This is a genomic window from Pseudomonas sp. GW821-FHT09C10 (assembly GCF_059418085.1).
In genome coordinates, this window is sequence record NZ_JBWKPE010000019.1 from 27,161 (window position 1) to 46,464 (window position 19,304).

Annotated in this window: 20 protein-coding genes and 1 tRNA gene; 11 read left to right on the forward strand and 10 right to left on the reverse strand. The window is 61.5% G+C overall.

Annotated elements, in window-relative coordinates; genetic code table 11:
- Nucleotides 1–58: 58 nt before the first annotated feature.
- The 4 genes from relB (at nucleotide 59) to AC07OT_RS27930 (ending at nucleotide 3,248) form a co-directional block, all read left to right on the forward strand.
- Nucleotides 59–253 carry a type II toxin-antitoxin system RelB family antitoxin gene (relB, locus tag AC07OT_RS27915; RefSeq protein ID WP_081744416.1) on the forward strand — a complete coding sequence of 65 codons (195 nt, stop codon included), beginning with the start codon at nucleotides 59–61 and terminating at the stop codon, nucleotides 251–253.
- On the forward strand, nucleotides 243–551 hold the full coding sequence (locus AC07OT_RS27920) for a type II toxin-antitoxin system RelE/ParE family toxin (protein ID WP_051429336.1): 309 nt from the start codon (nucleotides 243–245) through the stop codon (nucleotides 549–551). The genes relB and AC07OT_RS27920 overlap by 11 nt, the downstream gene beginning before the upstream one ends.
- 41 nt (nucleotides 552–592) lie before the next feature.
- The gene (locus AC07OT_RS27925) at nucleotides 593–1,558 is read left to right on the forward strand and encodes an arsenic resistance protein (RefSeq protein WP_495109598.1); all 966 of its coding nucleotides are present in this window, start codon (nucleotides 593–595) and stop codon (nucleotides 1,556–1,558) included.
- A gap of 85 nt (nucleotides 1,559–1,643) precedes the next feature.
- On the forward strand, nucleotides 1,644–3,248 hold the full coding sequence (locus AC07OT_RS27930; RefSeq protein WP_495109599.1) for a glycosyltransferase family protein: 1,605 nt from the start codon (nucleotides 1,644–1,646) through the stop codon (nucleotides 3,246–3,248).
- Between the two features lie 103 nt (nucleotides 3,249–3,351).
- On the opposite strand, the gene AC07OT_RS27935 is transcribed toward AC07OT_RS27930, so the two are convergent.
- The 6 genes from AC07OT_RS27935 to AC07OT_RS27960 form a co-directional block, all read right to left on the reverse strand.
- Entirely contained in the window at nucleotides 3,352–3,672 is a 321-nt protein-coding gene (locus tag AC07OT_RS27935) for a hypothetical protein (RefSeq protein ID WP_115486512.1), read from the reverse strand.
- A 74-nt stretch (nucleotides 3,673–3,746) separates the two neighbouring features.
- Nucleotides 3,747–4,043 carry a hypothetical protein gene (locus tag AC07OT_RS27940; protein WP_495109600.1) on the reverse strand — a complete coding sequence of 99 codons (297 nt, stop codon included), beginning with the start codon at nucleotides 4,041–4,043 and terminating at the stop codon, nucleotides 3,747–3,749.
- A 340-nt stretch (nucleotides 4,044–4,383) separates the two neighbouring features.
- Nucleotides 4,384–4,459: transfer RNA gene (locus AC07OT_RS27945), tRNA-Phe, on the reverse strand.
- 103 nt (nucleotides 4,460–4,562) lie between these two features.
- Nucleotides 4,563–4,835: an oxidative damage protection protein gene (locus AC07OT_RS27950; protein WP_027605083.1), complete on the reverse strand. Its 273-nt coding sequence runs from the start codon at nucleotides 4,833–4,835 to the stop codon at nucleotides 4,563–4,565.
- Nucleotides 4,832–5,899, reverse strand: a complete 1,068-nt coding sequence (gene mutY, locus AC07OT_RS27955; protein ID WP_065925759.1) for an A/G-specific adenine glycosylase — start codon at nucleotides 5,897–5,899, stop codon at nucleotides 4,832–4,834. The genes AC07OT_RS27950 and mutY overlap by 4 nt, the downstream gene beginning before the upstream one ends.
- Complete coding sequence (locus AC07OT_RS27960) at nucleotides 5,896–8,106, reverse strand: AsmA family protein (protein ID WP_495109601.1); 2,211 nt, start codon at nucleotides 8,104–8,106, stop codon at nucleotides 5,896–5,898. The genes mutY and AC07OT_RS27960 overlap by 4 nt, the downstream gene beginning before the upstream one ends.
- Before the next feature lie 325 nt (nucleotides 8,107–8,431).
- Between AC07OT_RS27960 and AC07OT_RS27965 the strand changes: the two genes are divergently transcribed.
- The 7 genes from AC07OT_RS27965 (at nucleotide 8,432) to AC07OT_RS27995 (ending at nucleotide 14,131) form a co-directional block, all read left to right on the forward strand.
- A complete protein-coding gene (locus tag AC07OT_RS27965; RefSeq protein ID WP_027605080.1) occupies nucleotides 8,432–10,093 on the forward strand; it encodes an OFA family MFS transporter in 1,662 nt (553 codons plus the stop codon).
- Between the two features lie 169 nt (nucleotides 10,094–10,262).
- Nucleotides 10,263–10,856, forward strand: a complete 594-nt coding sequence (hisB, locus tag AC07OT_RS27970) for an imidazoleglycerol-phosphate dehydratase HisB (RefSeq protein WP_017849940.1) — start codon at nucleotides 10,263–10,265, stop codon at nucleotides 10,854–10,856.
- On the forward strand, nucleotides 10,856–11,494 hold the full coding sequence (hisH, locus tag AC07OT_RS27975; RefSeq protein WP_065940741.1) for an imidazole glycerol phosphate synthase subunit HisH: 639 nt from the start codon (nucleotides 10,856–10,858) through the stop codon (nucleotides 11,492–11,494). The genes hisB and hisH overlap by 1 nt, the downstream gene beginning before the upstream one ends.
- Entirely contained in the window at nucleotides 11,495–11,752 is a 258-nt protein-coding gene (locus AC07OT_RS27980; protein ID WP_027605078.1) for a DUF2164 domain-containing protein, read from the forward strand. It begins immediately after the preceding gene.
- Between the two features lie 39 nt (nucleotides 11,753–11,791).
- On the forward strand, nucleotides 11,792–12,529 hold the full coding sequence (hisA, locus tag AC07OT_RS27985) for a 1-(5-phosphoribosyl)-5-[(5-phosphoribosylamino)methylideneamino]imidazole-4-carboxamide isomerase (protein ID WP_027605077.1): 738 nt from the start codon (nucleotides 11,792–11,794) through the stop codon (nucleotides 12,527–12,529).
- Nucleotides 12,530–12,538: 9 nt separating this feature from the next.
- Nucleotides 12,539–13,309, forward strand: coding sequence for an imidazole glycerol phosphate synthase subunit HisF (gene hisF, locus AC07OT_RS27990; protein WP_003171107.1), 771 nt, complete (start codon nucleotides 12,539–12,541; stop codon nucleotides 13,307–13,309).
- Between the two features lie 66 nt (nucleotides 13,310–13,375).
- A complete protein-coding gene (locus tag AC07OT_RS27995; protein WP_065925754.1) occupies nucleotides 13,376–14,131 on the forward strand; it encodes a substrate-binding periplasmic protein in 756 nt (251 codons plus the stop codon).
- Here the strand turns inward: AC07OT_RS27995 and AC07OT_RS28000 are convergent.
- The 4 genes from AC07OT_RS28000 to gpmI all read right to left on the reverse strand — a co-directional run bounded on the left by AC07OT_RS28000 (nucleotide 14,122) and on the right by gpmI (nucleotide 19,257).
- Nucleotides 14,122–14,901, reverse strand: a complete 780-nt coding sequence (locus tag AC07OT_RS28000) for a divergent polysaccharide deacetylase family protein (RefSeq protein ID WP_027605075.1) — start codon at nucleotides 14,899–14,901, stop codon at nucleotides 14,122–14,124. The two genes, AC07OT_RS27995 and AC07OT_RS28000, sit on opposite strands and share 10 nt — an antisense overlap.
- Nucleotide 14,902: 1 nt before the next feature.
- Nucleotides 14,903–16,219, reverse strand: a complete 1,317-nt coding sequence (locus AC07OT_RS28005; protein ID WP_065940744.1) for a S41 family peptidase — start codon at nucleotides 16,217–16,219, stop codon at nucleotides 14,903–14,905.
- A gap of 30 nt (nucleotides 16,220–16,249) precedes the next feature.
- The gene (locus AC07OT_RS28010) at nucleotides 16,250–17,545 is read right to left on the reverse strand and encodes a murein hydrolase activator EnvC family protein (protein WP_495109602.1); all 1,296 of its coding nucleotides are present in this window, start codon (nucleotides 17,543–17,545) and stop codon (nucleotides 16,250–16,252) included.
- 185 nt (nucleotides 17,546–17,730) lie between these two features.
- Nucleotides 17,731–19,257 (reverse strand): 2,3-bisphosphoglycerate-independent phosphoglycerate mutase, encoded by a 1,527-nt coding sequence (gene gpmI / locus AC07OT_RS28015; protein WP_115486507.1) that lies wholly within the window; start codon nucleotides 19,255–19,257, stop codon nucleotides 17,731–17,733.
- Between the last annotated feature and the right edge of the window lie 47 nt (nucleotides 19,258–19,304).

A 19,304-nucleotide genomic window follows, 5' to 3' on the forward strand; every position in this document is an offset into this window, starting at 1 on the left:
GAAACGACAGCAAACCATGGACAGATTAGACTGGCAGGCACCTATTCCGGAGGTCTCCATGAGCATCCCACGTTCTCCCATCGTTTCAGAGTTTGAAACTGAAGAGCAGGCTGCCAGCTACGACCGTTGGTTTCGTGCCAAGGTACAGGCTTCCATTGATGATCCTCGCCCAAGCATTCCACATGATGAGGCAATGGCTGAAGTCGAGAGGATGCTGGAAGAGAGGCGCAAGGCTCGTCGTGCTGCTCGTTAAATGGCGACCTGAGGCTATCGTCGCCTTGACCGAAATTATTGATTACATCGAGCAGTACAATGCCGCTTCCGCCGCTTCGTTGCACCGTACGATTGTGGAGGCCGCTGAGGGTTTGTCGTCAATGCCATACGGATTCAGGCAAGGGCGCTTGTCCGGCACTCGTGAAATGGTTGTTCATCCAAACTATTTGGTCGTCTATCGCGTTATGGAACAGGTCGAGATCCTGACCGTATTGCATACACGCCAAGAATATCCTTCAGAGGCGACCGGTCCGCTGCACTCGACCTCGCGCCAGTAGACGCATAGGCTTGCACCTCTGCGATCCACCAGAGCGTTTTCATGACCCGCGACACCCTCGAACACCACCAGATCCCCCTCTACTTCGCCGCTGTCCTCCTGGCTGCCGCTTTCGGCCTGCTCGCGCCTTCGTTGGCCCAGGGCCTCGGCGCGCTGGTCACGCCCGCCATCGCGGTGTTGATGTATGCGATGTTCCTGCAAATTCCTTTTCTGGACCTGCGCCAGGGCTTGGGCCACAAGCGCTTTCTGTCGGCGCTGCTGCTGGCCAATTTCATCCTCGTGCCGTTGCTGGTCTGGGCCTTGACCCGTGGCCTGGTGGAGCGCCCTGCGTTGCTGGTGGGCGCATTGCTGGTGTTGCTGACGCCGTGTATCGACTATGTGGTGGTGTTTACCCATATCGGTAAAGGCGACTCGCGCTTGATGCTGGCGGCGACGCCGGTGCTGTTGTTGCTGCAGTTGCTGCTGTTGCCGGTGTACCTGGGGTTGATGCTGGGGGCGCAGTCCGGGGTGGTGGTGCAGGCGGGGCCGTTTATCGAGGCGTTCCTGTTGTTGATCGTGTTGCCCATGGCGCTGGCGGTGATCACTGCATTCCTGGCGCGGCGCTCATCGGGCGTCAGCGCCTGGAGTGATGCCTGGGCGTGGTTGCCGGTGCCGGCGATGGCGCTGGTGTTGGTGGTGGTGATCGGTTCGCAAATCACTTCGGTGGTGCGTGACATTAACCTGCTGCTGCCGGTGATTCCGGTATACGTGGCGTTCCTGTTGCTGGCGCCGGTGATCGGGGCGTTGGCTGCGAGGCTGTTCGCGCTGCCGGCGGCGACGGCACGAGCGGTGACGTTCAGCGCATCGACGCGTAACTCATTGGTGGTGTTGCCGCTGGCCCTGGCGTTGCCAGAAGACGTGCGCGGCGTGGCGGCGACGGCGGTGATCCTGCAAACCCTGGTCGAATTGGTCGGCGAGTTGATCTACGTGCGCCTGATCCCGAGGCTGGTGTGGCCTGCAGGCCGGTGAAATGTGAATGTTCAGGTTTGTTCAGGTGCTATTAGGGATACGTTCGGCACTCTAGATCGGCGTTCCCTACCTGACAGGCCAACCCATGGATCACTGCAACCGTTTCCGCCTGGAGTCCCTGGGCATTTTCCTGTTCGCGCTGTTGCTGTTCACGCTGGGTATCTGGGACCAGCAACCCCAGGGCTTTGACGGTCGCTGGGCGCTGTTCCTGCAGGAAATGTTTCGCCATGGCGCGAGTCTTTTCCCCACCACCTACGGGCAGCCTTACGCGGACTACCCTGGTACCGCGACCTTCTTCAGTTACGTATTTGCCCGGCTGTTCGGTGCGCCCAACCATTTGGCCAATGTGCTGCCCACTGCCCTTGCATCCGCCGGGGTCGTAGCCTTGATCTATCGCCTGCTGGTCCCGGCGAGTCGCCCGTGGGCGTTGCTCACGGTGCTGCTGACGTTGCTCACCACCCAATTGCTCGAGAAGTCCCGCTCGGTATGCCTGGACCAGATGGTGGCGTTGCTGTGTGTCGGCAGTTTCTACCTGCTGCACAGTGGTGAGCGCCTGGGCTCACGGTTCAGGCAACTTGCGGTGTTCCCGCTGTTCATCCTGGGTTTCGCGATACGCGGCCCGCTGGGCTTGATCGAAGTCTGCGGCGTGGTATGTGTGTATTGGGCGCTGGGCAGCCCTGGAGAGCGGGTCAGGCAGGTGTTGATCCACGGCATCGTCGGCCTGGTGTTGCTTACGGCCTGTTGGTGGCTGTTGGTGAAGCTGGCGCGCATCAGTGGCGGCGATGCGTTTGCCGATGAAGTGTTCAAGATGCAAGTGGGCGGGCGCCTTGATGAAAGCGGCGAGCCGTTCTATTTCTACTTCCAGCTGAGCCTGTACCGTTACTTCCCCGTGGTGCCGCTGGCGTTGGTCACATTGGTTGCGCTGCGTCATCGTTGGGCGGAGCGGTTTGATGACCCGGTGCAATTGGTGGTGCGGCTCGGTGCCTGTGGGCTGATGATCCTGCTTGGCTTGTCGGTGCCGCATTTCAAGCGTGCCTATTACATCTTGCCCATGGTGCCGATGTTTGCGGCTGTCGCGGCCTATGGGCTGCTTCAGGCGCAAGGCTGGCTCTCGGGCGTGCGCAGGGGCTACGAGTGGCTTGTCGCGGCGTTGCCGGCGCTGTGCGTGGTTGCCGTGTTGGTCTGTCGGCATGGGTGGCAGAAGCACGGTTACTGGCCTGACGTCTCGTTGCCGCTGTTGGTGGGGGCGCTGGTGCTCCTGCAAGTGGCGGCCGTGCTTGCCTGGCGGCGAGCGGGGCGGCTGGTGTGGCTCAGCGCGTTCGCGCTGGGCGCGCAATGGCTGGTGCTGGTGACGGTCGTGGAGCCTGCCAAGGACCTGCAGTTCGACACCCGGCAGTTTGTCGGCCAGGTGGAGGCGCTTCGCGTATCGCAGCCCGGGCAACTGGTATTCCTGAATCTCGGCAGGGACACCTGGGCGGTGCGCTACATGATGAATCTGGACCATGACGAGCAACCGCTGTTTGTCGGTGCGACAGAGGTTGAGCGCTTGGGCGCGTTGCCCCGTCCGTCGTGGGTCATTGTGGCGCGCAAGGAAACCGCGCTGCTGAAGGGCACGCCTCTGGAGCATCTGACGCCAAGCTTTGAAGGGCGGTTGAACGACAACCCGCTGATGGTGTTCTTGCTGAAATGAACGGGCACTGTGCTGTGCCGTTTTTGTAATCGTCGTAACGGACCGATTACCCAACAAAAAGCCTGCAATGAGCAGGCTTTTTGTTGTCAGCTGTGACTGCGGATCAAGCAGCTTCCAGCAAGGGGATCTGCATGCCAATCTTGGCCGAGGCGAAGTTCATATCGCCGCTGGCAATCGACTGCGCCTTGAAGCCTTGGCCGATCAGGTCCTTGATATAAAATTTGTTGTAGATGAATGCAAAGACGATGTTGCTCAAACCCATTGTGATCATTGCGATGACGAATTGAATCAGGCCGTATTTCAAGTCGCCGCGAAACAGGGCCGGGAAGCAACCGAAAAAGAAGGTGGTCCACGAAAAGCCGACAGGAGCTTCCTTCATCGCGCCCGTGTTCGGGTTTTTGAAAATGATCGATGTGTATGCCATTTGTTTCTCCATGTGCCCAAGGGATTAAGCGACACGTTGGGCTGCGTATCGCTTGGGTGTGATGTGTCGGGGTGTCAGTCAACGATTTCCCAGATCATGTTGTCCTCGTCGACCATGACGTCCACGCTCAGGGTCTCGTGACCATCCGGGCCATCGACCTCAAGCAGTCCGCGATACTTGTTCTGCCCTTTTTTGATCAGGGTTACTTCCTTGATTGTGTTTTCGCCGGGCGAGGTGTCTTTGTCCCACTGCTCCTGGATGGTTTCCTTCACCTCTTGGGCAAGCTCCTCATTGGCCGCGTGGGCATTGCCAAGGCAAAGCGTTGCGGCGAGCGCCAGCGCAAGGTTGATGCGGGTGAGGGGGCGGGTCATTTCGGGCTCCTTGTTGACATAACTCTTCCATGTCGACTGAAGGGGGGCTTCAGTGTCGAATAGTAATAAGGGTTGTCATGCTGTGATGGGAGCGAGCGCGGGGGAGTTAATCCGTCGTCGTGGCTTGCTCGTGTGTTGACGGGCAATGGCTGACGGTTACAGGAGGGAATGCATCCGCATAATGTTGCTCGCCGGCCTTGGCATATTTTGAATCATATCATAGCGCTATTACTGCGAGGTGCAGTGGGGAGCGACATAAAATGTCGGACAACAAAAAACCCGCACTAGGCGGGTTTCTTATGTGTTTCAGATGACGTTTGCACCACCTGAAACTAATTAGTGGTGCCCAGAGACGGAATCGAACCGCCGACACGGGGATTTTCAATCCCCTGCTCTACCGACTGAGCTATCTGGGCAACGGGGCGCATTAAACGGGTTTTTCAGGGGGTCGTCAAGCAAGTTTTCAAAAAATATTTAATTATTACCGTCGCTTACGTGCCGACCCTGGTTTTTGATCAATTATTGAGCAGGCGGCACGTAGCCGTCAGCCTTGGCGTAATCCTCGCCGGAAAAGAACTTGTCCATTTCGCCTGACAGGTATTTACGGTCTTCGGCGTTCATCATGTTCAGGCGTTTTTCATTGATCAGCAGCGTCTGGTGTTTCAGCCAGTCGCCCCATGCCTGGGCGGAGATGTGATCGAAAATGTCCTGGCCCTTCGCACCTGGGTACGGAGGGCGTTCCAGGCCTGGCAATTCTTCGTTGTACTTGCGGCACATTACGGTGCGGGTCATGACGACTCTCCTGCGTTCAATACATCGGCCGCGCGTTTCAGCAGTTTCTTTACCGGGGCGGCAAGGCCCAGGCGCGGCGGGGTGGCGAGGTTATACCAGAGCCAGTCGGCCTCGGCCACGTGATGGGCGGATTCCTCGACCTGCACCAGCCAGGGTTCGATGGCCAGCTGGAAGTGGCTGAAGGTGTGGATCAGCCCCGGCAGTGCCTGGTGCTCGCCCAGCTCGAGTGCGTGCTGGTTGGCCAGGTGTTCGAGGTCTTGCAGGTCGTCCAGTTCGGGCAGGCTCCACAAGCCGCCCCACAGGCCGGTGGAAGGGCGGCGGTAAAGCAGGATGGCGCCTTCGGCATTGGCCAGCATCGGCATCAGCGTGCGCTTCTGCGGGATGCTCTTGCGCGGCTTGGGGATCGGGTAGCGTGTCTCCAGGCCGAGCAGGTGGGCTTCGCAGCCTTTTTCCAGCGGGCACAGCAGGCAGCTGGGCTTGCTGCGGGTGCAGAGGGTGGCGCCCATGTCCATCATCGCCTGGGTGTAGGCATTGACGCGATCATGGGGCGTGAAGCGCTCTGCGGTAGCCCACAGCTGCTTGGCCACCTTGGGTTCGCCGGGGTAGCCCTCTTGAGCGGTAAAGCGCGCCAGCACGCGTTTGACGTTGCCGTCGAGGATCGGCGCGCGCAGGCCCATGCTCAGGCTGGCAATCGCGCCGGCGGTGGACAGGCCGATGCCGGGCAACTCGGTGAGTTTTTCCACATCCCTGGGAAACTCGCCGCCGTACTCGGCCACGATGATTTTCGCGGTCTTTTGCAGGTTGCGCGCCCGAGTGTAATAACCCAGGCCGGTCCACAGGTGCAGCACTTCGTCTTCCGGCGCGGCGGCCAGGGCTTCGACCGTTGGCAGGGAGGCCATGAAGCGGTCGAAGTAATTGAGCACCGTGCTGACCTGGGTCTGCTGCAGCATGATCTCCGAAACCCACACCCGGTAAGGCGTGATGCCCTGCTGCCAGGGCAGGTCATGGCGGCCGTGGCGGTCGTACCAGTCCAGCACCGCCGTTGAAAACTGCTCGTTTTTCATCGTTTGAACAGGCCTTTCAAAGCATCTTTGAGCTGCGGATTGACCTTGTCGAGCTTCTCTTCCAGCTTCTCGCTGAGCTTGTTGCCGGCCGCCTTGATCGCGACCTGGCTCAGGCCGTCCTTGTCCAGGCGGCAGGCCTTGGCGCCGAGTTCCAGCGGGCCACGGCAGCGCAGCGGCACTTCGATGCCCTGGAAGTTGGCGCCGACTTCGCAGGCCGGGTCCGGTACTTCGCGCTGGTCGCCTTCGACGATGATGCCGACGCGGTAATCCATGCCCAGTACGCGCAGGTCGACGTCACCGTTGCCATTGACCGCCAGTCCGGGGATGCGCACTTTCAGGTCGGGGTTGTTGGCGACGCCGTTACGGAAGGTCAGGTTGCCCTTCAACTCCTGGAACGGTGTGTCCTTTCCGCGTTGTTCGCCGCTCAAGGTCTTGCGGTTGAGCAGGGCGATACCGGTGCACAGTTGCTGCTCGAGGTTGGCGTTGAGCAGCACGCCGTTGTTGATCACAAAGCTGGCGGTACCGTTGAGGCTGTCGATCAGGGCTTTCTGGCTATTGCCGCGGCCGCTGAGGTTGCTGTCGAGGGTGACCTGGCCTTTCACCGGCGGCGTTTGTCCCTGGGCCTGCAGGATGCGTTCGACCGTCACCTGCTTGATCCGGCTTTGCAGGGCCAGCAGTGGAATGTCCTGGCGCACGTCGAGGCTGCCGTTGGCCTGGAAGGTGCCGTTGTAGAGCCCGCCGCTCAGGGTCTCGAGCTTGAGTTGGCCGTCGACGCCGGACGCTTTCAGCACGGCATTCTGGATCGGCAATTTACTCAGGGTCAGTTGGCCGAAGGCGAGGTCGGCATTCACATCCAGCTTGCGCAGGTGGGCCAGTGGCAGCAGTTTGTCGGTGCTCCAGGCGCCTTTGGTCGGTGCTTCCGGCAGTGGCGTGGTGCCCCCGGCCGCCATGGCGCCGGCTTCGCTGTTCTGCACTTCGGCCTGGCGGGCGGCGGTCGCGCCCTTGGCGGATTCGGACTTGGCCGGCAGGTAATTGTCGGCGTTGAAGGTATCGCCCTTGAGCTGCACGCGCAGCGCTTGCTTGGCAAAGTCGTCCACGGCGATACGACCGGTAAAGGTGCCGCCATCGAGTTTCAGGTTCAGGTCTTCCAGCGCCAGGCTGGTCGGCGTGCCCTTGAGGCGGCTGACCAGCTCGACCTTGCTCAGGCTGCCCTCGGCCATGGGTGGCAGCGGGTTGCCGACGCTGTCGAGGAACTTGGCCAGGTCAAACTGGGCGATGGACAGCGCGCCGCTGAGCTGCGGGGTCTTGTCCAGGTCGTTGACCTTCAGTTCGCCCAAGGCGCGCAACTGGTTGGCCGAGAGCTTCAGGTTGGTCCATTCGGCGATATTGGCCGCCTGGTCCACCAGTAGCTGGCCCTGGGTGGAGAAGGTCACGGTCTTGCCTTGCAGCGGCTCGCCAGTGGCTTCGCCGGTGACTTTCATGTCTTCGAACTGGTAGCGCTTGAGCGCGCGTTCGATACGCAGGTTGCCGTTGAGCTCGGTCTTGACGCGCATCACCGGCTGGTTGCTGCCGAAGAAGGCGGTGAGTTTCACCGGGATGCTCGCGCCTTCGTGCACGGCGCCGGTGCTCAGCTGGATGCTTTCGGCGCTGAATTGCTTGCCGGTCTGTTCATCGTTGTATTCGACGCGGGCGTTGTTGACCGTCAGGCTGTCGATATCCAGGCGGATCGGCTTGGACGGTTTTTCCGCTTCGGGCTCGGCAGGCGCTTGCGCCGGCGCGGGGGTTCCGGCAGTTGCCACCGGTGCGGTCTTGCCGATGTCTTCCCAGTTGCCATGGCCCTGCTTGTCGCGGTTGAGGCGCAGGTTCAGGCCTTCGACCCGCACATCGCTCATCTGTACTTCGCGACGCAGCAGCGGCAGCACGCGCACCGACAGGCCAAGCATTTGCAGGTCGGCGAAGGGTTGGGTCGGCGTGGTCAGGGTCGCCACGCTGGCTTCGTGCAGTTCAAGGCCGAGCCAGGGGAACAGGCTCCAGCCGATATCGCCATTGAGCGTCAGCTCGATGTGGGCCTTGTCGCGGGCAATCTGGCGAATCTCGTCTTTATAGTCGTTGGGATCGAAGAGATGGGTCAGGGCAAAGCCCAGAGCCACAATGATCAGCAACAGCCCGAGAAGTACCAGACCCAGGATTTTGCCGAACGCTTTCATGGGCGAGTCCTTGTATGTCGATTTCAAAATTTAGCCGCAGAGTATAACGCCCGACGGCCTGCGTCAGTTCACCGATCGTTACATTGTATCCACAGGTCGGGAAGCGGGTTTTTGACGCCAATAAAACTGAAAAATCGCAAAAAGATGATGTCATTTTGGTTTTTCTGTCATCCGCTAATGCTAATCTTCAGCCGTTCGTTCGCCTTCTGCGACTTATCGTCGCGCCAAAATGGAGCTTCACTCTACAAAAACGGCCACGCTTTGCGTGCAAGGCCGAGGGAGAGAGCGCCTGACGAACGCATACTAATAACTGGGGGATACATCAATGAGCAGCAGCACTGTGGCGGGCACTACCGCCCCACAGCCTGCGTTCCTGTCCAAGGAGCGCATTATCGCCAAGCCCGGCTTCAACCGCTGGCTGGTTCCACCGGCCGCCCTGGCCATCCACCTGTGCATCGGCATGGCCTACGGCTTCTCGGTGTTCTGGCTGCCGCTGTCCAAGGCGCTTGGCATCACTAAACCGGTTGCCTGTGCGCCGGACATGAGCTTCATCGCCCAAGTCTTCTCGTCCCAATGCGACTGGCCCATCTCCATGCTGGGCTGGATCTACACCCTGTTCTTCATCTTCCTGGGTTGCTCGGCAGCGATCTGGGGTGGCTGGCTGGAACATGCCGGGCCGCGCAAGGCCGGTGTTGTGTCGGCGTTGTGCTGGTGCGGCGGCCTGCTGATCTCGGCGCTGGGTATCTATACCCACCAGATCTGGCTGATGTGGATCGGCTCCGGGGTCATTGGCGGTATCGGCCTGGGCCTGGGTTATATCTCGCCCGTATCGACCCTGATCAAGTGGTTCCCGGATAAGCGCGGCATGGCCACCGGCATGGCGATCATGGGCTTCGGCGGCGGCGCAATGGTGGGTGCCCCGCTGGCTGCTGCGCTGATGGGGCACTTTGCTTCGCCGACCAGCGTGGGCGTATGGCAGAGTTTCCTGGTCATGGCTGCGATCTACTTCGTGTTCATGATCGGCGGCGCGCTGTCCTACCGCGTTCCACCCACTGGCTGGAAGCCTGAGGGCTGGACCGCACCGGCGAAAAAAGCCAGTAACGCGATGATCACCCACCGTCACGTGCACGTGAATGTGGCGTGGAAAACCCCGCAGTTCCGCCTGGTATGGCTGGTGCTGTGCCTGAACGTGTCCGCCGGTATCGGCATCCTCGGCATGGCTTCTCCGCTGCTGCAGGAAGTGTTCGGTGGCAAGCTGCTGGGTGTCGATGTGCCGTTTGGCCAACTGGACGCCGGGCAATTGGCGTCGATTGCCGCCATCGCTGCGGGCTTCACCGGCCTGCTGAGCCTGTTCAACATCGGTGGCCGGTTCTTCTGGGCGTCGTTCTCCGACTACCTGGGGCGTAAAAACACCTACTTCGTGTTCTTTGCCCTGGGCTTTGCCCTGTATGCGCTGATCCCGAACCTGGGTCACCTGGGCAACGTGGCGCTGTTCGTGGCGGCGTTCTGCATCATCCTGTCGATGTACGGCGGTGGCTTTGCGACCGTCCCGGCCTACCTGGCCGACCTGTTCGGTACCCAGATGGTCGGCGCGATCCACGGTCGCCTGCTGACCGCCTGGGCAGCGGCGGGCGTGCTGGGCCCGGTGCTGGTGAACTACCTGCGTGAGTATCAACTGAGCATCGGCGTTGAACGCGCTGCGGCCTATGACATCACCTTGTACATCCTCGCCGGCCTGCTGGTGCTGGGCTTTATCTGCAACATGCTGGTCCGCCCGGTGGCCGACAAGTACTTCATGACCGACGCGGAACTGGCCGCCGAGCAGGCGCTGGGCCATGACAAGGGTGCCGATGCCAGCACTTCCCTGGAGTGGAAAGCGGCACCCGGCACCGTGCCGTTGGCGATCGCGGCCTGGTTGGTGGTGGGTATTCCGTTGGCGTGGGGTGTGTGGGTGACCCTGCAGAAGACGGCGGTACTGTTCCACTAAGTTGAATACAAGCGGGTGCACCATCCTGGAGCACTCGCTTGTGTGTACATGTCTATCCCCGACATTCCCCGCCTCAACTCGTCAGTCTTATACCCTTCGATGTTTCTGTTTAGCGCCCGCGCCCCTATAATGGCTGCCTTTTTCGCCCAATGATTTTGCGGAGCTGGTGATGGCCGAACGTAAGGCGTCCGTCGAGCGCGACACTCTGGAAACCCAGATCAAAGCCTCGATCAACCTGGATGGCACCGGAAAGGCCCGATTTGATATCGGTGTACCTTTTCTTGAGCACATGCTGGACCAGATCGCCCGTCACGGGCTGATCGACCTGGATATCGTCAGCAAGGGCGACCTGCATATCGACGACCACCACACGGTGGAAGACGTAGGCATCACCCTCGGCCAGGCGTTTGCCAAGGCCATCGGCGACAAAAAAGGCATCCGTCGCTACGGCCACGCCTATGTCCCGCTGGACGAAGCGCTGTCGCGTGTGGTCATCGACTTCTCCGGCCGCCCAGGCCTGCAGATGCACGTGCCGTACACCCGCGCCACCGTGGGCGGCTTCGACGTCGACCTGTTCCAGGAATTTTTCCAGGGCTTCGTCAACCACGCACTGGTCAGCCTGCACATCGACAACCTGCGCGGCACCAACACCCACCACCAGATCGAAACCGTGTTCAAGGCTTTCGGCCGCGCGCTGCGCATGGCCGTGGAGCTGGATGAGCGCATGGCCGGGCAGATGCCCTCGACCAAGGGCGTCCTGTAATGCAGACGGTCGCGGTTATCGATTACGGCATGGGCAACCTGCATTCGGTGGCCAAGGCCCTCGAACACGTAGGGGCCGGCAAGGTGCTGATCACCAGCGATGCCAACGTGATTCGCGAAGCCGACCGCGTGGTGTTCCCCGGTGTGGGCGCGATTCGCGATTGCATGGCCGAGATCCGTCGCCTGGGCTTTGACAGCCTGGTGCGCGAAGTCAGCCAGGATCGCCCGTTCCTCGGCATCTGCGTGGGCATGCAAGCCTTGCTCGATCGCAGTGAAGAGAACGACGGCGTCGACTGCATCGGCCTGTTCCCCGGCCAGGTGAAGTTCTTCGGCAAGGACCTGCACGAAGACGGCGCCCACCTGAAAGTCCCGCACATGGGCTGGAACGAAGTCAGCCAGGCAGTGGATCACCCGCTGTGGCACGACATCCCGGACATGGCGCGCTTCTACTTCGTGCACAGCTACTACATCGCCGCCGGTAAGCCGCGCCAGGTGGTGGGTGGTGGGCACTACGGCGTCGACTTCGCCGCAGCGTTGGCCGAAGGTTCGCGTTTTGCCGTGCAGTTCCACCCCGAGAAGAGCCATACCCATGGCCTGCAATTGCTGCAGAACTTCGCCGCCTGGGATGGGCGCTGGTAAATGGCCAGGAAGCCGAAGCTGCCGATCTTGACCCTCACGCCGGAGCAGGAAAGTGAGGCTACCCTCAAGATCAAGCGCTTCATGGAAGACCGCTTCGAGCTCAAGCTGGGCTCGTTCGAGGTTGCCGAGATTCTTGAGCTGTTCACCACCGAAGTGGCTCCGCACTATTACAACCGGGCGATTTTCGATACGCAGACGCTCCTTAAAGAAAGGTTCGAAAGCATCGAAAGCGACCTGTGGTCGCTTGAGAAACCCTGATTTCCCAAGCATTGCTGAATATCGAATAAGGTTTGCCAGATGCTGATTATCCCCGCTATCGATCTCAAGGACGGCGCCTGCGTCCGTCTGCGCCAAGGCCGTATGGAAGATTCCACCGTGTTCTCCGATGACCCGGTGAGCATGGCTGCCAAATGGGTGGAAGGGGGCTGCCGGCGTCTGCATCTGGTGGACTTGAACGGCGCCTTCGAAGGCCAGCCGGTCAACGGCGAGGTGGTCACCGCGATCGCCAGGCGCTACCCGAACCTGCCGATCCAGATCGGCGGCGGTATCCGCTCCCTGGAAACCATCGAGCATTACGTCAAGGCCGGCGTGAGCTACGTGATCATCGGCACCAAGGCCGTGAAAGACCCGGCCTTCGTCGCCGAAGCCTGCCGCGCGTTCCCGGGCAAAGTGATCGTGGGCCTGGACGCCAAGGATGGTTTCGTCGCCACCGACGGCTGGGCTGAAATCAGCACCGTGCAAGTCATCGACCTGGCCAGGCAGTTCGAAGCCGACGGCGTGTCCGCCATCGTTTATACCGACATCGCCAAAGACGGCATGATGCAGGGCTGCAACGTGCCGTTCACCGCGGCGCTGGCGGCGGCGACGAAGATTCCGGTGATCGCTTCCGGCGGCATTCACAACCTGGGCGACATCAAGTCGCTGCTGGACGCCAAGGCGCCAGGGATCATCGGCGCCATCACCGGCCGCGCGATCTACGAAGGTACCCTGGACGTCGCCGAAGCCCAGGCTTACTGCGATGCCTACAACGGCTGAGGACTGACCATGGCGCTGGCCAAACGCATCATCCCTTGCCTGGACGTCGACAACGGTCGCGTGGTCAAGGGCGTCAAGTTCGAGAACATCCGTGACGCCGGCGACCCGGTGGAAATCGCCCGTCGCTACGATGAGCAAGGTGCCGACGAGATTACCTTTCTCGACATCACCGCCAGCGTCGACGGCCGCGACACCACGCTGCATACCGTCGAGCGCATGGCCAGCCAGGTGTTTATCCCGCTGACCGTGGGCGGTGGCGTGCGCACCGTGCAGGACATCCGCAACCTGCTCAATGCCGGTGCGGACAAGGTCTCGATCAACACGGCTGCGGTGTTCAACCCGGAGTTCGTCGGCGAAGCCGCGCAGCACTTCGGCTCGCAATGCATCGTGGTCGCCATCGACGCCAAGAAAGTCTCCGGCCCGGGCGAAACCCCGCGCTGGGAGATCTTCACCCATGGCGGTCGCAAGCCGACCGGCCTGGACGCGGTGGAGTGGGCGATGAAGATGGAAGGCCTGGGCGCCGGGGAAATCCTGCTGACCAGCATGGACCAGGACGGCATGAAGAACGGCTTCGACCTGGGCGTGACCCGCGCCATCAGCGATGCGCTGGGTATTCCGGTGATCGCCTCCGGCGGCGTCGGTAACCTGCAACACCTGGCCGACGGCGTGATCGAAGGCCATGCCAGCGCGGTGCTGGCGGCGAGTATTTTTCACTTTGGTGAATACACCGTTCCCGAGGCCAAGGCCTACATGGCGGCGCGCGGTATCGTCGTTCGCTAAACGTTGCTGGACACCATGGCAGGCGCGCGGCACTCTCTGCGCTTGCCATGGATTCCGGTAGCCTTCATGTTCAAGACCCTGCTGCTTGCCCTCGCCAGCACCTCCATCTTCATGGTGAGTGCAGCCCACGCCGAAGAGCCGTCCGACGCCTCCCTGGTATTGCTGACGGAAAATTTCCCGCCCTACAACATGGCCAAGAACGGCAAGAACTTCGCCAGGGACGAGAACATCGAAGGCATCGCCGTGGACATCGTGCGCGAAACCTTCAAGCGTGCCGGCATTTCCTACAATCTCACCCTGCGTTTTCCCTGGGAGCGGATCTACAAGCTCGCCCTGGAGAAACCCGGCTATGGCGTGTTTGTGATGGCGCGCCTGCCGGATCGGGAAGCGCTGTTCAAGTGGGTCGGCCCCATCGGCCCGGACGACTGGGTGCTGCTGGCCAAGGCCGACAGCAAGATCCAGCTCGACGACCTGGAGCACGCGCGCCGCTACAGGATCGGCGCCTATAAAGGCGATGCCATCGCCGAGACCCTGGAGAAGCAGGGCCTTAACCCGGTGGTGGTGTTGCGTGACCAGGACAACGCGCAAAAGCTCGTGGATGGCCAGATCGACCTGTGGGCTACCGGCGATCCGGCCGGGCGTTACCTGGCGCGCCAGGTCGGTGTGACCGGGCTCAAGACTGTGCTGCGGTTCAACAGTGCCCAGTTGTACCTGGCGCTGAACAAGGATGTGCCGGATGAGACGGTGGCCAGGCTGCAGGCAGCGTTGGATCAGTTGCGCTCTGAAGGGCGGGTGGAACAGATCATGGCGGACTATTTGTAGCGGTAGACGCCGTTCTTGCCGTGCCCCGCCATGGCTTGATTGCTGCGCACACTGATCATCAGCTTGATATCAATCCACTCGATGCCCTGGGCCTGGAGCTTGGGCAATTCGCGCTCGAGCACCGCCAGCGTCTGCGGATAGGGGTGGCCGATCATCACCGCCGAACCCTGTTTATGCGCCAGCTTGATCGCGGTTTGCAGCTGCGTGGCAATCGCCGCTTCGGTGCGCTCATCATCGAGGAATACATCCCGTGAGACATGGGCCAGGCCGATCTTCTGCGCCTCGGCGGCGGCCACGGTCTGTGCGCTGGTGCGGCTGTCGACGAAGAACTTGTTGCGCCGCTGCAGTTCGGCCATCAGCCAGGCCATGGCGGCCGGCTGGGCGGTCATGCGACTGCCCATATGGTTGTTGATGCCGGCGGTGTAGGGCACGGCCTTGAAGGCGGCGTCCAGGCGTTGGCCAAGTTCTTCGAGGGAGAGTTCAGGGTGCCAGGCGAACGGGCCGGTGGCGGGGTCCATGGGCATGTGCAGGATCACGATCTTGCCGGCCTTGTGCGCTTCGCGGGCGAATTCGGCGGCGTGGGGCGTGTCGGGCATGATCGCCGTGGTCACCGGCCCAGGCAGGGCCAGCACGCGACGATCCCGGGGCAGGTTTTGCCCCAGGTCGTCGATAATGAGGGTCAGGTAGGCTTTGTGGGATTCGCCGGCAGGGGTCGCTTGGGCGACCCCTGCCAGGCTGCACAGCACAGCGATGATCAGGGCAACACGCATATCAACGGCTGCGCGTAATGCTCAGGCCCTTGAGCAGGCTCAGCGCCTGGGCCAACTGGTAGTCATCGTCCTGCGGCATCGGCTTGGCTTTCTTGCTGCTGCCGGTTGGCTGGTCGGCACCGCCGTTGCCATTGCCCAGGTGACCTTGCAGGTCGGCTTCCTTGTAGTACTCGCTGTCGATTTCGTTGGTGATCTTGGCCTTGCGCACTTCGATGTCCGGCACGATGCCCTGGGCCTGGATCGAGCGGCCGTTCGGCGTGTAGTACAGCGCGGTGGTGATCTTCAGGGCGCGATCGTTGTTCAGCGGCAGCACGGTTTGTACCGAGCCTTTGCCGAAGCTGGTGGTGCCCATCAGCACGCCGCGCTTCTGGTCTTGCAGGGCGCCGGCGACGATTTCCGAGGCCGAGGCGCTGCCGCCGTTGATCAGCACGGCCAATGGCACGTTCTCGCTGAGGTCGTTGCCGGTGGCCGAGAAGCGCAGCTCGGAGTTGGCGATACGGCCCTTGGTGTAGACGATCAGGCCCTTGGTGATGAAGTGGTCGACCACTTCCACCGCCGACTGCAGCACGCCGCCCGGGTTGTTGCGCAGGTCGAGCACGATGCCGCTGAGTTTCTTGCCGTTGTCCTTGCGCAGCTTGGCCAGGGCCTTGGCCACTTCTTCGCCGGTCTTGACCTGGAACTGGGTGATGCGGATGTAGCCGTAGCCCGATTCCAGCAGCTGGCTCTTCACGCTCTTGACCACGATGGTCGCGCGGGTGAGCGTCACGTCAAACGGGTTGCCGCCATCGCGCACCAGGGTGAGGGTGATTTTCTGGCCGATCTTGCCGCGCATCTTGTCGACGGCTTCGGTCATGGTCTGGCCGCGGGTCGGCTGGCCGTTGATCTTGACGATAAAGTCACCGGCCTGGATGCCGGCCTTGGACGCCGGGGTGTCATCGATGGGCGAGACCACCTTGATATTGCCGTCTTCGGCGCCGACTTCAATGCCCAGGCCGCCGAATTCACCGCTGGTGCTTTCCTGCAGCTCGGCAAAATCTTCCGGACCCAGGTAGGCGGAGTGCGGATCAAGGTTGCTGAGCATGCCCTTGATGGCATTCTCCAGCAGGGTCTTGTCGTCTACAGGTTCGACATAGGCGGCCTTGATCCGGTCCATGACCTCGGCAAAGGTGCGCAGCTCGTCCAGCGGCAATGGCGCCTTGGTGGTCGCGGCCGTGGCGGCGGGTGCTGCCGGGGCGGCCTGGTCGGCAAAAGCCAGAGGCGCGCCGATGACCAGGGCGATCGTCAGGGCCAGCGAAGTGAGGCGGGACAAATGCAGCATGTCGAACGAACTCCTAATGTAGATGCGACCCTATCCTTGGGACCGGCACCATTGTGCGGGATCGCTCGGGCGACCCTGCTGACGAATAGCGAAGTACAGCGCCGGGGTGTCCTGGCCACCACTGTTACCGACAGTGGAGATGGATTCACCGGCTTTTACAACATCACCTGCCGACTTGAGTAACGTCTGATTGTGGCCATAAAGGCTTAAATAGCCATTACCGTGGTCGAGAATCACCAGCAAACCGGCGCCCCGCAGCCAATCGGCAAACACCACGCGTCCGCCATGTACGGCGTGGACCTGGCTGCCGGCAGAGGCGCTGATCATCACTCCGTCCCACTTGGCTCGGGTGTCATCGCCCCGGGTTTCCCCAAAGCGTGCCAGCAGTCGACCATCAACCGGCCATGGAAGTTTGCCGCGGGCTGAAGCAAAAGGCCCGCCGAACGACTCGCCGGCACTGGAAACCAGCGGGCCAGGGGCGGAATGTACCGGTTTGCGCGGCGCCGGGGCGTCGCTGGTGGCTGCCAGTTCGGCCTCACGCTGGCGCTTTTTTTCCGCTTCCTGCTGGGCGATCAGCGCTTTTTGCCGCGCTTCTTCGGCCTCGCGTGCCTGGCGTGCCAGGGTTTCTTCGATGGTCTTGAGCACTTTGGCCAGGTCGGCCTGGTCCTGCTCGCGGGCCTGCAGCTTGGCGTCGCGGGCCTTCACGTCGTCATTGAGCTTGGCCAGGGCCAGCTGGCGCTCCTTGCGGACTTTGTCCAGCTCGTCGCGCTGGGCGTTGAGGCTGGCTTTCTGGTCCTCCAGCTGCGACTGCTGGTTGGCGATTTCCTGTTCGACATTGGCCAACTGGCGCAGGGTCTCGTTGAAGCTTTTCAATTGCTCCAGGCGGGCCTTGCTCAGGTAGTCGTAGTAGGTCAGGGTGCGCGCGAATTTCTCCGGGTTCTGCTGGTTGAGCAGCAACTTGAGGTATTCCTGGCGGCCGCTCTGGTAGGCGGCGCGGGCCTGGATCGCGATCAAGCGTTGCTGTTCAACGCGTGCGCTCTGGAGTTTTTTTTTCTCAGCGTCGAGTCGCTCCAGTTCCGACTCGCTCTTCTTTAGTTCTTTTTGCAGCTCCTGGACCTGCTTCTCCAGCTTGCCCATTTCGGTTTCCGTGCCGCGCAGGTCTTTCTGCACCCCGGATTTTTCTTCCTGGAGCTTGCCGAGCAGTTTTTTCAGCTCGGTAATGTCCTGACGCGTAGCGTCCAACTGTTGTTGAGTTTGTGCGCGCTCGTCGGCAAACGCCGGTTGGAGCAGGCAGACAAGAGCGAGGGTAATCAAGGCGCGAAGCATAGAGGCGGGCGACACCAGGGAAAGGGACGGCCTAGTATGCCCGCCAAGCGCTGCAAAAAAAACGCCCAATTCGGCCTGGAAGGCAAGATAGGTGCCGAGCGGCGGTGGTATGGCAAAAAGACATCTGCCAAACACCGCAGATCCCATGTGGGAAGGGACAAGCCCCTCCCACATGTTTGTTGAGATCAGACCAGAATTGAGGTCCCGGTCATCTCTTTGGGCTTCTCCAACCCCATCAGCATCAGCATGGTCGGCGCCACATCCGCCAGCACGCCGCCTTCACGCACTTTGAAATCGCGCTTGCCGACGTAGATGAACGGCACCGGCTCGGTGGTGTGGGCGGTATGGGCCTGGCCGGTGGTTTCGTCGGACATCTGCTCGCAGTTGCCGTGGTCGGCGGTGATCAGCGCTTCGCCGCCGACTTTTTCCAGGGCGTCGACGATGCGGCCGACGCACAGGTCCAGGCATTCCACAGCCTTGGTCGCAGCTTCCAGGTTGCCGCTGTGGCCGACCATGTCACCGTTGGCGTAGTTGACCACGATCACGTCGTAACGCTGGTGGTCGATGGCGTCGACGATCTTGTCGGTGACTTCCGGCGCGCTCATTTCCGGCTGCAGGTCGTAGGTGGCGACTTTCGGCGATGGGATCAGGATGCGTTCTTCGCCCGGGAACGGTTCTTCACGGCCGCCGGAGAAGAAGAAGGTGACGTGGGCGTATTTTTCGGTTTCAGCGATACGCAGCTGGGTCTTGCCGTTCTTCGCCAGGTAGTCGCCCAGCACGTTGTCCAGGCTGCCGGCGGCAAACGCTGCGGGAGCCGGGATGCTGGCGGCGTACTGGGTCAGGCCCACGAATTGGACTTTTGGCTGGCGCGCCCGCTCGAATTCCTTGAAACCGTCTTCGACAAACACACGGCTCAGCTCGCGGGCACGGTCGGCGCGGAAGTTCATGAACACCACGGCGTCGCCGTCTTCGACCTTGACCGGCTCGCCGATGGTGGTGGCCTTGACGAATTCATCGCTCTCGCCACGGGCGTAGGCAGCTTCCAGGCCTTCCTGGGCGGTGGCGGCGTGGAATTCGGCCTGGCCGTCGACGATCAGGTTGTAGGCCTGGGACACGCGGTCCCAACGGTTGTCGCGATCCATGGCGAAGTAGCGGCCCACCAGGCTGGCGATGCGGCCCTTGCCCAGGGCGGCGAAGGTGGCGTCCAGCAGCTCGATGGAGGACTGGGCGCTTTTTGGCGGGGTGTCGCGACCATCGAGGAAGGCGTGCAGGTAGATCTTGTCGGCGCCGCGCTTGAAGGCCAGCTCGGCCATTGCCACCAGATGGTCCTGGTGACTGTGAACGCCGCCGTCGGACAGCAGGCCCATGAAGTGCACGGCTTTGCCGGCGGCCACTGCTTTATCTACCGCTGCGCAGAGGGTCGGGTTCTCGAAGAACTCGCCATCGCGGATCGATTTGGTCACGCGGGTGAAGTCCTGATAGACCACTCGTCCGGCGCCGAGGTTCATGTGGCCGACTTCCGAGTTGCCCATCTGGCCGTCCGGCAGGCCCACGTCCATGCCCGAGCCGGAGATCAGGCCGTTGGGCACCGTCGCGGTCAGGCGGTCGAGTACGGGCTTCTTGGCCGCGTACACCGCGTTGTCGTGGTGGCTTTCACTGTGTCCGAAGCCATCGAGAATTATCAGGACCAAAGGTTTAGGCGTAGTAGTCATAGATCCTCTCGCGGCGGTAATAAAGGAAGGCAATTGAAAAGGGAGTG

Bases quoted from the DNA above. Each gene is read 5' to 3' on its own strand.
- relB (WP_081744416.1), top strand. From the start codon at position 59: ATGAGCATCCCACGTTCTCCCATCGTTTCAGAGTTTGAAACTGAAGAG.
- AC07OT_RS27925 (WP_495109598.1), top strand. From the start codon at position 593: ATGACCCGCGACACCCTCGAACACCACCAGATCCCCCTCTACTTCGCC.
- AC07OT_RS27930 (WP_495109599.1), top strand. From the start codon at position 1,644: ATGGATCACTGCAACCGTTTCCGCCTGGAGTCCCTGGGCATTTTCCTG.
- AC07OT_RS27935 (WP_115486512.1), bottom strand. From the start codon at position 3,672: ATGGCATACACATCGATCATTTTCAAAAACCCGAACACGGGCGCGATG.
- AC07OT_RS27940 (WP_495109600.1), bottom strand. From the start codon at position 4,043: ATGACCCGCCCCCTCACCCGCATCAACCTTGCGCTGGCGCTCGCCGCA.
- AC07OT_RS27950 (WP_027605083.1), bottom strand. From the start codon at position 4,835: ATGACCCGCACCGTAATGTGCCGCAAGTACAACGAAGAATTGCCAGGC.
- mutY (WP_065925759.1), bottom strand. From the start codon at position 5,899: ATGAAAAACGAGCAGTTTTCAACGGCGGTGCTGGACTGGTACGACCGC.
- AC07OT_RS27960 (WP_495109601.1), bottom strand. From the start codon at position 8,106: ATGAAAGCGTTCGGCAAAATCCTGGGTCTGGTACTTCTCGGGCTGTTG.
- AC07OT_RS27965 (WP_027605080.1), top strand. From the start codon at position 8,432: ATGAGCAGCAGCACTGTGGCGGGCACTACCGCCCCACAGCCTGCGTTC.
- hisB (WP_017849940.1), top strand. From the start codon at position 10,263: ATGGCCGAACGTAAGGCGTCCGTCGAGCGCGACACTCTGGAAACCCAG.
- hisH (WP_065940741.1), top strand. From the start codon at position 10,856: ATGCAGACGGTCGCGGTTATCGATTACGGCATGGGCAACCTGCATTCG.
- AC07OT_RS27980 (WP_027605078.1), top strand. From the start codon at position 11,495: ATGGCCAGGAAGCCGAAGCTGCCGATCTTGACCCTCACGCCGGAGCAG.
- hisA (WP_027605077.1), top strand. From the start codon at position 11,792: ATGCTGATTATCCCCGCTATCGATCTCAAGGACGGCGCCTGCGTCCGT.
- hisF (WP_003171107.1), top strand. From the start codon at position 12,539: ATGGCGCTGGCCAAACGCATCATCCCTTGCCTGGACGTCGACAACGGT.
- AC07OT_RS27995 (WP_065925754.1), top strand. From the start codon at position 13,376: ATGTTCAAGACCCTGCTGCTTGCCCTCGCCAGCACCTCCATCTTCATG.
- AC07OT_RS28000 (WP_027605075.1), bottom strand. From the start codon at position 14,901: ATGCGTGTTGCCCTGATCATCGCTGTGCTGTGCAGCCTGGCAGGGGTC.
- AC07OT_RS28005 (WP_065940744.1), bottom strand. From the start codon at position 16,219: ATGCTGCATTTGTCCCGCCTCACTTCGCTGGCCCTGACGATCGCCCTG.
- AC07OT_RS28010 (WP_495109602.1), bottom strand. From the start codon at position 17,545: ATGCTTCGCGCCTTGATTACCCTCGCTCTTGTCTGCCTGCTCCAACCG.
- gpmI (WP_115486507.1), bottom strand. From the start codon at position 19,257: ATGACTACTACGCCTAAACCTTTGGTCCTGATAATTCTCGATGGCTTC.